The following is a 13648-nucleotide window of genomic DNA, read 5'->3' as shown; positions in this document are numbered from 1 at the left end:
GGGGTGGGCCCGCCGAGGGATTCGGGCATGACGGGTCAGCTCCTTGACCGGGGTCGGGCGCGTGCATGACGACGGCGGACCGCGAGCGGCGCGGTCCTGGACCAGGTGCGTGCGGGCTCCGGGGCGGCGAACGGCGCACGTCCCCACCGCGCGACGGCGCCCGGACGGTCGAGGACCACCCTCGGCCGCCGTTCCGGGGTGGGGAGGGCGGCGGGAGCAAGGCATGCGGACGACGCCGTTCACCGACGGTCGTCGGCGGCGCTCACCCGGGAGCGGACACACGCGGGCACGGCCCGAGGGGCCGTGGCGGGAGCGGATGCGCCGGAAGCCGCGTCAGCGGGCGGCGGCGCGAAGGGAACACAGGGCGCTGGAGACACGCACGAGGTCGACGTGGCGTCGCCGCGTGAGGTCCTTGCGCTGGTTCATGCGCCCGATTCAACCAGGCCGCGCACCGTCGGTCGAGAGGGCGGGCCGTCGCGGGCCGCGCCGCCCGGTCGGCGGCGCGGCGTGAGTGCAGCTCACCCCTGGACGAGGCCGTCGGCGACCAGGCCGGCGAGGACCGCCTCGCCGAGGGCCTGCACCGCGGAGTGCGGGCGGACCATGACGGTGAACTCCTTGATCCGGCCGTCGTCGTCGAAGTGCAGCAGGTCGATGCCGTGGATCTCCTTGCCGCCGACCTCGGCGCGGAAGACCAGCACCTGGGAGTCGGCGGTGGACCCGTCGGCGGTCCGCACGGTGCCGGCCGTGTCACCGACGTAGCGGAAGTTCTCGAAGGTGCGCAGCAGGACCCCGAAGAGGCCCATGACCATCGGCCTGCCCTCGAACGGGGTGAACTTCACCGGGCTGTACAGGCGGATGTCCTCGGTGAAGAGCTCCTCGATGGCCGCGAGGTCACGGCTGTCCACGGCGGCGCGGAAACGATCGGCGGTGTTCATGGTGTGTGCCCCACTCTCCATAATCATGAAAGTGACTAGTCAGTTTCATGACTACCATAGGATCTGCCACGGTGGCAGAGGCGGCGAGAAGACGAGGAGGCGGGGAGATGGCGCTTCGGCACGCGGTGCTGGCGGCACTGCTCGACGGGGAGCTCAGCGGCTACCAGCTGGCCAAGGCCTTCGACCTGGGCGTCGCCAACTTCTGGTACGCCCAGCCCCAGCAGCTCTACGCCGAGTTGGGCCGACTGGAGCGGGACGGTCTGGTCCGGGGCCGGGAGGTGGTGCAGGAGAGCCGCCCCAACAAGCGCCTGTTCGAAGTGACGGAGGCCGGGCTGACGGAACTCGAGGCGTTCACGGCCGCATCCACGAAGCCCTCCTTCATCCGCGACGACCTGCTCGTCCAGGTCCAGGCGGCGGACCGGGTCGACACCTCCGCACTGATCACGCGGCTCGAGGAGCGGGCCGCGTTCGCCCGCGCCAAGGTCGACCTCTTCGGGAAGCTGCTGCGCGCCATGCGCGGCGACCGCACCGAGGAGGAGTTCCTGCGCCACGGCGACCGGATCGGCCCGTACCTGACCTGTCTGCGCGGCCTCGCCTTCGAGGAGGGCAACCGCGACTGGTGCGAGCGCGCCGTGACGGTCCTGCGGGAACGGCGGAGCAGCCCTTCGTCACGGTGAGCACCATGTCACCGGCCGCCTGCGGCCTCAGCGGCGGTGGACGGAGACCGCGTAGCCGCCGCCGTCGTACGGGTCGGCGTCCCAGGTGGCGAAGTGGTCGACGAGGGTGAGGCCCGCGGACTCGCAGTGGCCGTCGTACCGGCCCAGGGTGAGGGTGGGCGATACCGGCAGGTGGGCCTCGTCCAGGCCGAAGCCGGAGACCAGCAGGCCGCCCGGCCGCAGCGCCGCGGTCAGACGCCGGATCACCGTCGCGGCGGTGCCCTCGGCGACCAGTTGGAAGACGTTGCCCGCGACGACCACGAGGTCGAAGTCCGCGGCGATGCCGAGGCCCTCGGGGTCGAACTCGGCCAGGTCGGCCTGGAACCAGGGCAGTTCCGGGGCCTGCCGGCGCGCCACCGCCAGCATCGAGGCGTCGAGGTCCACGCCGACGCAGTCGTACCCGAGCTCCGCGAGCCGGATCATGACGCGTCCGGTGCCGCACCCCGCGTCCAGCACCCGGGCCCCGGCCGGCACCAGCGCGGCGCAGAACCGCGCCTCGCCGTGCATGTCCTTCCCGCTGCGCGCCAGTGCCGCGAACCGTGCGGCGTAGTCCTCTCCGGACGTCCCACCGGTCAGGTCGTTCCAACGGCTCATGCGGCTCACTATAGGTCCGCGTCCGACAGTGCCACGCAGCGGGCGGGGCAGCGGCCCCGGCGTCAGGCGTGCGGCACCACGACCGCGGTGGCCGCCAGACCCTCGCGGACGGTCCACCGTCCCTCGAAGTGCCCGATCCGGTGGCCACCCACCAGCGGTCCGGGCACCAGCAGTGCGGCGCGGAAGCCGCCCTCCGCCCGTGCCCCGGAAGGCGGGGCGATGTCGACGTCCGCCTCCTCGAAGTCCAGCCAGGCGCCGGTCAGGGGGAACCACGCCTTGTAGACGGACTCCTTCGCGCTGAACAGCAGCCTGTCCCAGTGGACGTCGGGCCACCGGTCGGCCAGCCGTTCCAGCCGTTCGCGCTCGGCGGGCAGGGATACGGAGGCCAGGACGTCGTCCGGGAGCGGGCGGTGCGGCTCGGCGTCGATGCCGAGGGAGGCGAGGTCGGAGGTCCGGGCGAGGGCGGCCGCGCGGTAGCCGTCGCAGTGGGTCATGCTGCCGGTCAGGCCCTCCGGCCACCGGGGGGCGCCCCGTGGTCCGGTCGGAACGGGGCGGGGCGGGACGCCGAGCTGCCGCATGGCGACGCGGGCGCAGCCACGCACCGCGGCGAACTCCCGGCGCCTCTTCGCCACCGCCCGTGCGACCACCGCCTCCTCCTCGGGGTACAGCGGTATCTCCTCGGCCGGATCGTCGCGGAAGGTCTCCACGGCCGCCACCGTGCCGGGGAGCAGGTCAACGATCACCGGTGCCGCCCTCCGCGGGGAGGATGCGGCGCAGGGTCCCGGGCGGGCCGGGGCGCGCCCGCCACTCGCGCGGGTAGCCGACGGACACCTCCTCGAAGCGGACGCCCTCGTGGTGGGTGGTCCTCGGGATGTGCAGATGGCCGTAGACCATGGCGGCGACACGGAAGCGGCGGTGCCAGTCGGCGGTCAGCCGGGTGCCGCACCACATCGCGAACTCCGGGTACCGCAGGATGTCCGTGGGGTGCCGGTCGAGCGGATAGTGGTTGACCAGGACGGTGGGCAGGTCGTCCGGGATCTCGGCGAGGCGGCGCTCCGTCTCGGTCACCCGGGCGTGGCACCACGCCTCGCGGCTCGGGTACGGATCGGGGTGCAGGAGGAACTCGTCGTTGCAGACGACGCCGGTCCGGTACGCGTAGGCCAGTCCCTCGTCCTTGGTGGCGCACCCGGTGGGCAGGAAGCTGTAGTCGTAGAGCAGGAACAACGGCGCCACGACGGCCGGTCCGCCCGGGCCCTCCCAGACCGGCCAGGGGTCCTCGGGGGTGGTGACGCCGAGCTCCCGGCACAGCTCGACCAGGTGCGCGTAGCGGTCGGCGCCGCGCAGGGTGACGGCGTCGTCGGGATGGGTCCACAGCTCGTGGTTGCCCGGCGCCCAGACCACTTTGCGGAAGCGGCCGGCCAGCGTCCCGAGGGCCCAGCGGACGTCGGCCACGGCCTCGGCGACGTCACCGGCCACCAGCAGCCAGTCGTCGTCGGATCCGGGCCGCATCCGCTCGACCAGGGCGCGGTTCTCCTCGTAACCGATGTGGAGGTCGCTGACGGCCAGCAGCCGCCCCGTTCCTCCGGCCGTCGATGCCACGTTCCGTGCCCCCCCGTCGTCGGCGAAGGGCACCACGAGAACACATGTGAACGGGCGCGGACAAGGGGCTCCTGACGGCATGTGGGCAGGCCTCGCGAGGGGCGCGGTCGCTCCCCCGCGACGGCGTTCCGCAGGGGCGCGGCGGCCGGTGGACCGTGCCGCGCCCGGTGTCAGCGCCTTTAGCGCCGCTTAACCCACGGCCGGGACAATCCGGGCCTTCGACCGCGCGTCCCTGCTGGACGCGGAGTATTCTCGGGGAGCGGAATTGAGCGGCGACGAACTGGCCGGGGGGCGCGGCGACCTGCCGGCGTTCCCGATGTCGAGGGACTGTCCCTATCACCCTCCGGCCGGGTACAGCCGGCTCGCGGAGCAGGGGCCGCTGTCCCGGGTGCGTCTCTACGACGGTCGGGAGGTGTGGGTGGTGACCGGTCACGCCGAGACGCGCGGCCTGCTGGTCGACCCGAGGCTCTCCTCGGACCGGTCGCGCCCGGACTTCCCAGTCCTCGTCCCGCGGATGGCGGCGGCGCGGCTCACCGCGCTGGTGGGCATGGACCCGCCCGAGCACGACGTCCAGCGACGCATGCTGATCGGCAGTTTCACCGTGCGCCGGGTGAACGGCCTGCGGCCTTCCATCCGCCGGATCGTGGACGAGCGGATCGACGCCGTCCTGGCGAAGTCCGGTAGCGGCCCCGTGGACCTCGTGCCGGAGTTCGCGCTGCCGGTGCCGTCCACCGTCATCTGCGAGCTGCTCGGAGTGCCCTACGAGGACCACGAGTTCTTCGAGGAGCAGACCCGGCGGATGCTCCTGGCGACCGGCACCGCCGACCAGGCGGCCGCCGCGAGCGCCGCCCTGGTGGACTACTTCGACCGGTTGACCGAGGAGAAGCTGAGCGGGGGCGAGGGCCGGGCGCGGAAGGGCGGGCTGCTCGACGAGCTGGCCGAGGACCGGGTGCGCACCGGTGAGCTGAGCCGCGCCGACGCCTCCGCCATCGCCATGTTCCTGCTGGTCGCCGGGCACGAGACCACCGCGAACATGATCGGCCTGAGCATCCTGACCCTGCTGGAGCACCCCGCGGAACTGGCCCGGCTGCGCGAGGACCCGGGCCTGCTGCCGGGCGCGGTCGAGGAGTTGCTGCGTTTCCTGTCGGTCGCGGACGAGCTGCAGCGGGTGGCCGCCGCGGACATCGAGGTCGGTGGCGTGCTGATCCGGGAGGGCGAGGGCGTGTACCTGCCGAACGCCGCGGCCAACCGTTCCGCCGAGGTGTTCCCCGATCCCGACGTCCTGGACGTCGGCCGCGACGCCCGCCGGCATCTGGCGTTCGGATACGGCGTCCACCAGTGCATCGGCCAGAACCTGGCCCGCGCGGAGGTGGAGATCGCGCTCGGGCAGTTGATCACCCGGATACCGACCCTGCGGCTGGCCGCGACGGTGGAGGAGCTGGGCACGAAGGCCGGCGGATCGGTGCAGGGGGTGCGACGGCTGCCCGTCGAGTGGTGAGCCCCCGTCACGTCACGGCGCGGACGCGGTCTCCTCGAGGAAGCGGGCGACCTCGGCCGGCGTCGGGTGGTCGAACAGCAGGACGGGCGGCAGCTGCAGTCCCGTCACCTCGCAGAGCCGGTTGCGCACTTCCAGTGCCGTGAAGGACGACAGGCCGATGTCGAGGAACTTCTCCTCCGGCCCGATCCGCTCGGGAGCGTCGTGGCCGAGCACGTCGGCGGTGTGGGCGAGGACGAGGTCGAGCATCGACACCGGGCGCCGTTCGCCGGCCGGCGGCGACGCGCTCGCCCCTGCCCCGTCCCGCACCGCCGCTCCGTCCGCGGCACCGTCCCCGGCGGTGGCCGCGACGCCCTCCGCGGCCGGGCCCGGGGCGCCGTCCGGAGCCGTCACCGCCGCGGGCGCGGCGGACACCGCGCGCGGTCCGTCCGGCCCGTCCGCGCGGGCGGCGCCGAACACCTCCGCCGGCCACCAGTAGCGACGGTGCTCGAACGGATACGTCGGCAGGTCGGCCGCGGGCCGGGGCGCATCGCCCAGCCAGTGCTCCCAGTCGACGCGAGCGCCGGCGGCGTGCAGCCGGGACAGCGCCGCGGCGAGGGCGGCCTCCTCGGACCGGTCCCGCACCATCGCCGGGACGACGAGCGGTGCGGCTCCGGGCGGCAGGCAGGGCTCGACGAGCGCCGAGAGCACCGCGTCGGGTCCCACCTCGACGAAGGCGCTCACGCCGGCGTCGTGCAGGGCGGCGACGGCCTCGGCGAACCGCACGGGTGAGCGCACCTGTCGCCCCCAGTGACCGGAGTCGCGCAACTCCTCGCCGGTGAGCGGCCGTCCGGTCAGGTCGGAGATCACCGGGACGGCGGGGTCGCCCACCCGCAGGGTGGCCGCCACCTCGCGCAGCGGTTCCACGGCGGCGTCCATGTGCGCCGAGTGGAAGGCACGGCCGACCCCCAGCCGGCGGGTGCGGCGGCCGCGTCCGGCGAACGTCCGTGCGATCTCCTCCACCGCCTCGGCGTCACCCGAGACCACGGTCGCCCTCGGGCCGTTGACCGCGGCGAGGTCGGCCGTCCCGGGGTGGCCGGCCAGTACCTCGCGCACCTCCTCCTCGGACGCCTCGCACGCCGCCATCGCTCCGCCCTCCGGGCCCGCGCCCATCAGCCGGCCGCGGGCGGCGACCAGGGCGCAGGCGTCCTCGAGGGACAGGGCGCCCGAGGCGGCGACGGCGGTGATCCCGCCGAGGGAGTGGCCGGCGAGGAAGTCGGGTTCCGGCAACAGCCGCCGCAGCAGCCGGAACAGCGCCAGCTCAAGGGTGAACAGGGCCGGCTGGGCGTACTCGGTGCGCTCCAGCAGCGCCGCCGCGGGGTCGTCCGGGCCTGCCAGGAGCAGCGGCAGCAGCGGTCGGTCCAGGTGCGGGACGAAGGCCTCGCACAGCTCGTCCACCGCCTGCCGGAACACCGGTCGCGTCGCGTACAGTTCGCGCCCCATGCCGGGTCTCTGGCTGCCCTGACCGGTGAACAGGAAGGCGGTGGGCAGCCGTTCGGCGGCGGTTCCCGACACGGCCCTGGGATCGTGGCGGCCTTCCGCCACCGCCCGCAGCGCCGCGAGGCGCTCCCCCGCCGTGCCCGGCAGGACGACGGCGCGGTGTCGCAGCGAGGCCCGCCCCAGCGCCAGCGTCCGTCCCACGTCGGCGGCGTCGGCGTCCGGTGTGCGGGCCAGGTGCGCCGCCAGCCGCTCCGCCTGCGCCCGCAGGGCGGTCCCGGTCCTCGCCGACAGCACCCACGGCACGGCGGCGGGCTCTCCGGGCAGCGGTTGCGCGCCGTCGCCGGGCGGGGTCTCCTGCGCCGCAGGTTCCTCCGCCGGGGCCTGTTCCAGGATGACGTGGGCGTTGGTCCCGCTGATGCCGAAGGACGACACCCCGGCCCGGCGCGGGCGGCCCCGGTCCGGCCAGGGGATCGTCGCGGTCAGCGGCTCGACCGCGCCGGCCGACCAGTCGACGTGCGGGGTGGGTTCGTCGATGTGGAGACTGCGGGGCATGACCTCGTGCTGGATCGACAGCACGGCCTTGATCACGCCGGCGACGCCCGCCGCGGCCTGGGTGTGCCCGATGTTCGACTTGAGGGAGCCGACGTACAGCGGCCGGTCCGCCGGCCGTCCCTGCCCGTAGGCGGCGATGAGCGCCCGCGCCTCGATGGGGTCGCCGAGCCGGGTGCCCGTGCCGTGCGCCTCGACCAGGTCGACCTGCTGCGGCGACAGCCGGGCGTCGGCCAGCGCCTGTGCGACGACCCGTTCCTGGGTGGGGCCGTTGGGTGCGGTGAGCCCGTTGCTCGCGCCGTCCTGGTTGACCGCGGAGCCGCGCAGCACGGCGAGGACGCGGTGACCGCGCCGACGCGCGTCGGACAGCCGTTCCAGCAGGACCGTACCGACGCCCTCGGCGAAGCCCGTGCCGTCGGCGGCCGCGGCGAACGCCTTGCAACGGGCGTCCGGCGACAGGCCCCGCTGCCGGCTGAACTCCACCAGCAGGAGCGGTGTCGCCATCACCGTGACGCCGCCCGCCAGCGCCAGGTCGCACTCGCCGCGGCGCAGCGCCTGGGCCGCCAGGTGCATCGCCACCAGCGACGACGAGCACGCCGTGTCGAGGGTGACCGCGGGCCCCTCCAGTCCCAGGTGGTAGGCGACCCGCCCGGACGCGACGCTGGTCGCGTTGCCGGTCATCAGGTGTCCCTCGTACCCGGCCGGCACCCGGCCGGCCGGCGGCACGTATGCCTGGGAGACCACGCCCGCGTACACGCCGGTGCGGCTGCCGCGCAGCGAGTCCGGCGCGATGCCTGCGCGTTCGAAGGTCTCCCAGGCCACTTCCAGCAGCAGCCGCTGCTGGGGGTCGGTGGCGACGGCCTCACGCGGTCCCATGCCGAAGAACGCGGCGTCGAACCCGGCGGCGTCGTGCAGGAAGCCGCCCTCACGGGTGTAGGCGGTCCCGGCCCGGTCCGGGTCGGGGTCGTAGAGCGCCTCGGTGTCCCAGCCGCGGTCCTCGGGGAGCGCGGACACGGCGTCCCGCTCCTTCGACACCAGGTCCCACAGGTCCTCGGGCGAGCGGACGCCGCCGGGGAACCGGCAGGCCATGCCGACGATCGCGACCGTTTCGTGCTCCTTCTCCTCCAGTTCCCTCACCCTGCGGCGGGCCTGCCTCAGATCGGCCGTCGCCCGCCGCAGGTAGTCCCGCAGCTTCTCCTCGTTGCCGGTGGCGGTGTCGCTCATCGCAGTAGCACTCTCTTCTCGGTCGTCCGCGGCCGCGCGCCCCGCGGGTGCCGGGGCGCGCGCTGCCGTCGGCGTCAGCTGGCGTCGAACTCCTCGTCCAGTGCGCGGAACAGCTCCTCGTCGTCGGCGTCGGACAGGTCGCCGTCGGCGGCCGCTCCCGCCGGGCCGGCGGGCGGTGCGTCCTGCCGCCCGGCCTCCTCGTCCCAGAGCCACAGGGCCGCCCGCAGCCGCTCCCGGAGCCTGGGGAAGTCGGGGCCCTGGACGGTGACGGAGGCGAGCAGCCGGTCCAGGTCCGCCACCGGGTCCTCCGGCGCGAGCAGGCCGACCAGGTGCCCGGCGAGCGCCGCAGGCGTCGGGTGCTCGAAGACCAGCGTCGTGGGCAGCCGCAGGCCGGTGGCCGCGCCGATCCGGTTGCGCAGCTCCACGGAGGTGAGGGAGTCGAAGCCGATCTCCTTGAACGCCCGGTCGGCCTCGATGCCGTCCGCCGTCGTGTGGCCGAGGGTCGCCGAGACCTGTTCCCGCACCAGGGCGAGCACCGCCCGCTCCCGCTCCGGGCCGCGCAGGGCCGCCAGCCGCTCGGCGAGACCGGCCGACGAGGCGGGGGCGGCCTGGGCCGCCCTCCGCACCGCGGGCGCGCGGACCAGCGACCGCAGCACGGCCGGCACGCCGCCCGCGACGGCGCCCGACCGCAGTCCCGCCCCGTCCAGCGGCGCGGGGACGAGCAGCGGACGGCCGTCCTCCAGCGCGGCGTCGAACAGGGCCATGCCGTCCTCGACCGTCATCGGGACGAGCCCGCCGCGGGCGATCCTGGCCCGGTCGGCCTCCGCGAGGTGTCCGGTCATCCCGCTCGCCGCCTCCCACATGCCCCAGGCCAGCGACTGGGCCGGCAGGCCCCGGCGGCGCCGGTGCTCGGCCAGCGCGTCCAGGAACACGTTGGCGGCCGCGTAGTTGGCCTGACCCGCCCCGCCGAGGAGGCCGGAGGCCGACGAGAAGAGGACGAACCACGACAGGTCCGCCTCCCCCGTCAGTTCGTGGAGGTTCCAGGCCGCGTCGACCTTGGGCCGCAGCACCGCGGCGACCTTCTGGGGGGTCAGGGACGACAGGACGCCGTCGTCGAGGACGCCCGCGGCGTGGACGACGCCGGTCAGCGGCCGGTCGGGATCCACCGAGGCCAGCAGCCGGGCCAGCGCGTCCCGGTCGGCTGCATCGCAGGCCTCGATCCGCACCTGGGCGCCCGCCTCGGTGAGTTCGGCGGCGAGTTCGGCCGCCCCGGGCGCTTCGGGCCCGCGCCGGCCGGTCAGCAGCAGGCTGCGCACCCCGTGCTCGCGCACCAGGTGCCGGGCGAGCGCCGCGCCCAGGGTGCCGGTGCCTCCGGTGACGAGCACCGTCCCCGCGTCCTGCGGGGCGCCGGCCGCAGGCGGGAGGGTCAGGACGACCTTGCCCACCTGCCGGGCCTGGGAGAAGTACCGGAAGGCGGCGGGCGCCCGGCGGACGTCCCAGCTCGTCACCGGCAGCGGCGTCAGTTCGCCCCGCTCGAAGAGGGCGAGCACGGCGGCGAGTGAGGCGCCGACCGCCGCCGGGTCCATGTCCAGCAGCTCGAACGGCTGGTAGGCGACGCCCGGCCGGACGGCGTCGACGGCGGCCTGGTCGCGCAGATCGGCGATGCCCATCTCCACGAAGCGTCCGCCGTCCGACAGCAGCCGCAGCGAGGCGTCGACGAACTCGCCGGTCAGGGAGTTGAGCACCACGTCGACACCACGGCCGTCGGTGGCGGCGCGCACCCGGTCCTCGAACTCGGTCGTGCGCGAGGACGCCAGGTGGGCGTCGTCCAGCCCGAGCGCGCGCAGCGCGCCCCACTTGGCGGGGCTCGCGGTGCCGAACACCTCGGCGCCCAGGTGCCGGGCGATCTGCAGCGCCGCGAGGCCCACGCCTCCGGCCGCGGAGTGGATCAGCACCCGTCCGCCGGGGGCGAGCCGGGCGAGTTCGACGAGGCCGTGGTGGGCGGTGGTGAAGACGGCGGGCACCGCTGCCGCGGTCGCGTAGGACCAGCCGTCGGGGATCCGCGCGAGCAGCCGCCGGTCCGCCACGGCCACGGGGCCGGCCGCGCCCTGCACCAGGCCGAACACCCGGTCGCCGACGGTCAGTCCCTCGACGCCGGGACCGGTCTCGAGCACGGTTCCGGCCGCCTCGGTGCCCAGCGGCTCCTCCCCCGGCACCATGCCCAGAACGCGCAGGACGTCGCGGAAGTTGAGCCCGGCCGCCCGCACCGCGACGCGCACCTGTCCCGCGGCGAGGGGCTCTCGGGCCTCGGGGTGCGGTACGGCCCGCAGGTCGTCCGGGGATCCGCCGGGCGTCTCCAGCCGCCAGGCGGAGCCGTCCGCGGGCAGCGCGACGCCCTCCTCGGGCCCGGCGGACGCCAGCCGCGGCACCAGCACCTGGCCGCGGCGCACGGCGACCTGCGGTTCGCCGGTGGCCAGAGCGGTGTCCAGCGCCCGCTCCGACTCCGCGGTGCCGTCGGTGTCGACCAGCACGAACCGGCCCGGGTGTTCGCTCTGCGCGGCCCGCACCAGCCCCCACACCGCCGCGGACGCGAGGCCCGGCACGGTGTCCTGCGCCACGGCGGCGAGCGCGCCGGTCGTCACCAGGGCGAGCGGTCCTTCCTCCGCGGCGCCGGAGGCCAGCCGCTCCTGGACCAGGGCGAGGGCGCGTCCGGCCGCCTCGTGGACGTCGGTCACGTCCTCGACGCGTGCCACGGCGACGCGCTCCGCGGAGGCGTCCCGCACGGGCCCGGCGGACCCGGTGGGCGCCGCGGCCCCGGTGGGCGCGGGCGTCCACTCCACGGCGTACAGCGGATCGGCCGCCGCCGTCAGCGTCGTCGCGGGCAGCGCGCGCAGGACCACGGATGCCACGGACAGCACCGGGTCGCCCGCCGGGTCGCGGCACTCCAGCGAGAAGGCTTCGGCCCCCACCGGCTCCAGCCGCACCCGCAGGCTGCGCGCCCCGGTGGCGTGCAGCCGCACGCCCGACCAGGAGAACGGCAGCACCGTCGCCCCGCCGCCGTCGGGGCGCACGGGCAGCAGGTGCAGCGCCGCGTCCAGCAATGCCGGGTGCAGGGCGAAGCCGGACGTCTCGTCGTGCAGGTGTTCCGGCAGCTCGACCTCTGCGAGGAGTGCCGCACCACGGTGCCAGGCCGCCCGCACGTTGCGGAACTGCGGACCGTAGCCGTAGCCGAGCGCGGCGAGCCCGTCGTACACCTCGCCGACGTCCGTGTTCACGGCTCCGGCCGAGGGCCACTCGTCGTCCGGCGCGGGGCCGGCGGACGCGTCGTCAGCGGCGAGCGCGCCGGAGGCGTACCGCACCCACGGCGCGTCGGCGTCGGGGCGGCCGTGCACCGCGAAGGCTCGCAGACCGTCCGCCTCCGCCTCCACGGTCAGCTGGACCGGCACCGTTCCCCCGGCGGGCAGGACCAGCGGCGCCTCCAGCGTCAGCTCGTCCACCACCGGGAAACCCGCCTGCTCACCGGCGCGCAGCGCCAGGTCGGCGAAGAGGCTCGCCGGGGCAAGGGCGGTTCCGTCGACCGCGTGGTCGGCCAGCCAGGGCAGCGTGGCGGTCCCGATCTCGCCGGTGAACTGGAGGCTGCCGTCGGCAGCGCGTTCGACCGGCGGACCGAGCAGGAGGGCGGCCCCGGACGGCCGGTCGTCGGCCTCCATCCAGTAGCGCCGGTGCTGGAAGGCGTAGGTCGGCAGGTCGGCGGCGGACGCCCGCTCCGGCAGCAGGGCCGCCCAGTCGAGGGCCGCGCCCCGGGTGTGCAGGGCGGCGAGCGCGGTGCGTACCGAGCGTCCCTCGTTCCGTCCCTTGCGCAGGAGAGGCACCGCCTCGTCCGTGAGCGGGGTCAGGACGGCATCGGGCCCGACCTCCACGAACTGGGTGGCGCCTTCGCTGCGGAGGGTCCGGACGGCGTGGTGGTAGCGGACGGTGCCGCGGATCTGGCGGGCCCAGTAGTCCGGCGAGGCCAGCTCCTCGGCCGTCGCGAGCTCCCCCGTGAGGGTCGAGACGAGCGGGATGCGGGGGGCGTGGAAAGTGAGCCCGGCGGCGACCTCACGGAACTCCTCCAGCACCGGTTCCATGTGCGCGGAGTGGAACGCATGGCTGACCGTCAGGCGTCGTGTCCGGCGTCCCAGCTCCGCGAAGTGCGCAGCCACACGCACTACTTCGGTCTCTTCACCGGAGACGACCACCGACCGCGGCCCGTTCACCGCCGCCAGGGAAGCCCCCGGCGTCAGCAGCGGCAGCACCTCCTCCTCCGTCGCCTCCACCGCCGTCATCGCACCCCCGGCCGGGGCCCGCTGCATCAACCGCCCCCGCGCCGCCACCAGCGACGCCGCATCCGGCAGAGACAGCACCCCCGCCACGTGCGCGGCCGTCACCTCACCGATCGAATGCCCCGCCACCCACCGCGGCTCCAGCCCGTAATGCGCAGCCAGCCGGAACAGCGCGGTCTCCAGCGCGAACAGCGCCGGCTGGGTCCACCGCGTCTCGTCCAGCCCTTCGGCATCGCCGAACACCACGTCCCGCAACGGCCGATCCAGATGCACGTCCAACGCCGCACACACCTCGTCGAAGGCCTGGGCGAACACCGGCTCCGCCGCGTACAGCTCCCGACCCATCCCCGCGTATTGACTCCCCTGCCCGGTGAACACGAACGCCGACCGCACCGGACCGGCAGCAGTGCCCAGCCGCACCGCCGGGTGTTCCGCTCCGTCGGCGAGCGCTCGCAGCGCCTGTACGGCCTCCGCATCCGCGTCGGGGCCGTCGACGACCACGGCCGCGCGCTCCTCCAGGGCCGCGCGTCCGTGCGCCAGCGCGCCCGCCGTCGCCGGCAGGCGATCAGGACGCTCGGCGACGAACTCGGCGAACCGCGCGGCTTGTTGGCGCAGCGCCTGCGGGGTCCGGGCGGAGAGCGGAAGGATCAGGGGGCCGCGGTGGCCGTCGCCGTCCTCCTCCGTAGGTTCGGCCGGCTCGACCTGCTCGAGGATGACGTGGGCGTTGGTCCCGCT

At 75.2% G+C, this 13648-nt stretch carries 9 protein-coding genes; 2 read left to right on the top strand and 7 right to left on the bottom strand.

Features of this window, described 5'->3' with window-relative positions; genetic code table 11:
• Positions 1-333 precede the first annotated feature (333 nt).
• Both ACOV8S_RS06995 and ACOV8S_RS06990 read right to left on the bottom strand, forming a co-directional pair.
• Positions 334-426 (bottom strand): putative leader peptide, encoded by a 93-nt coding sequence (locus tag ACOV8S_RS06995; RefSeq protein WP_448316745.1) that lies wholly within the window; start codon positions 424-426, stop codon positions 334-336.
• Positions 427-518: 92 nt separating this feature from the next.
• Entirely contained in the window at positions 519-935 is a 417-nt protein-coding gene (locus ACOV8S_RS06990) for a nuclear transport factor 2 family protein (protein ID WP_448317383.1), read from the bottom strand.
• Between the two features lie 107 nt (positions 936-1042).
• Between ACOV8S_RS06990 and ACOV8S_RS06985 the strand changes: the two genes are divergently transcribed.
• Positions 1043-1612 carry a PadR family transcriptional regulator gene (locus ACOV8S_RS06985; protein ID WP_448316744.1) on the top strand — a complete coding sequence of 190 codons (570 nt, stop codon included), beginning with the start codon at positions 1043-1045 and terminating at the stop codon, positions 1610-1612.
• Between the two features lie 27 nt (positions 1613-1639).
• On the opposite strand, the gene ACOV8S_RS06980 is transcribed toward ACOV8S_RS06985, so the two are convergent.
• The 3 genes from ACOV8S_RS06980 to ACOV8S_RS06970 all read right to left on the bottom strand — a co-directional run bounded on the left by ACOV8S_RS06980 (position 1640) and on the right by ACOV8S_RS06970 (position 3844).
• A complete protein-coding gene (locus ACOV8S_RS06980; protein WP_448316743.1) occupies positions 1640-2245 on the bottom strand; it encodes a class I SAM-dependent methyltransferase in 606 nt (201 codons plus the stop codon).
• A 62-nt stretch (positions 2246-2307) separates the two neighbouring features.
• On the bottom strand, positions 2308-2988 hold the full coding sequence (locus ACOV8S_RS06975; protein ID WP_448316741.1) for a 4'-phosphopantetheinyl transferase family protein: 681 nt from the start codon (positions 2986-2988) through the stop codon (positions 2308-2310).
• A complete protein-coding gene (locus ACOV8S_RS06970; RefSeq protein WP_448316739.1) occupies positions 2978-3844 on the bottom strand; it encodes a metallophosphoesterase family protein in 867 nt (288 codons plus the stop codon). Before ACOV8S_RS06970 ends, ACOV8S_RS06975 begins: the two co-directional genes overlap by 11 nt.
• A gap of 316 nt (positions 3845-4160) precedes the next feature.
• Here ACOV8S_RS06970 and ACOV8S_RS06965 point away from each other — a divergent pair, with 316 nt between their 5' ends.
• Complete coding sequence (locus ACOV8S_RS06965) at positions 4161-5342, top strand: cytochrome P450 (protein WP_448317382.1); 1182 nt, start codon at positions 4161-4163, stop codon at positions 5340-5342.
• 12 nt (positions 5343-5354) lie between these two features.
• On the opposite strand, the gene ACOV8S_RS06960 is transcribed toward ACOV8S_RS06965, so the two are convergent.
• Together ACOV8S_RS06960 and ACOV8S_RS06955 are read right to left on the bottom strand one after the other, a co-directional pair.
• Entirely contained in the window at positions 5355-8591 is a 3237-nt protein-coding gene (locus ACOV8S_RS06960; protein ID WP_448316737.1) for a type I polyketide synthase, read from the bottom strand.
• 74 nt (positions 8592-8665) lie between these two features.
• Positions 8666-13648, bottom strand: a 4983-nt coding sequence (locus tag ACOV8S_RS06955) for an SDR family NAD(P)-dependent oxidoreductase (protein WP_448316736.1), incomplete at its 5' end; no start/stop codon positions are given.

Source organism: Streptomyces sp. CO7, assembly GCF_053474865.1.
The sequence above is the reverse complement of the archived record's forward strand: the minus strand, read 5'-3'. Positions and strand labels throughout refer to the sequence as shown.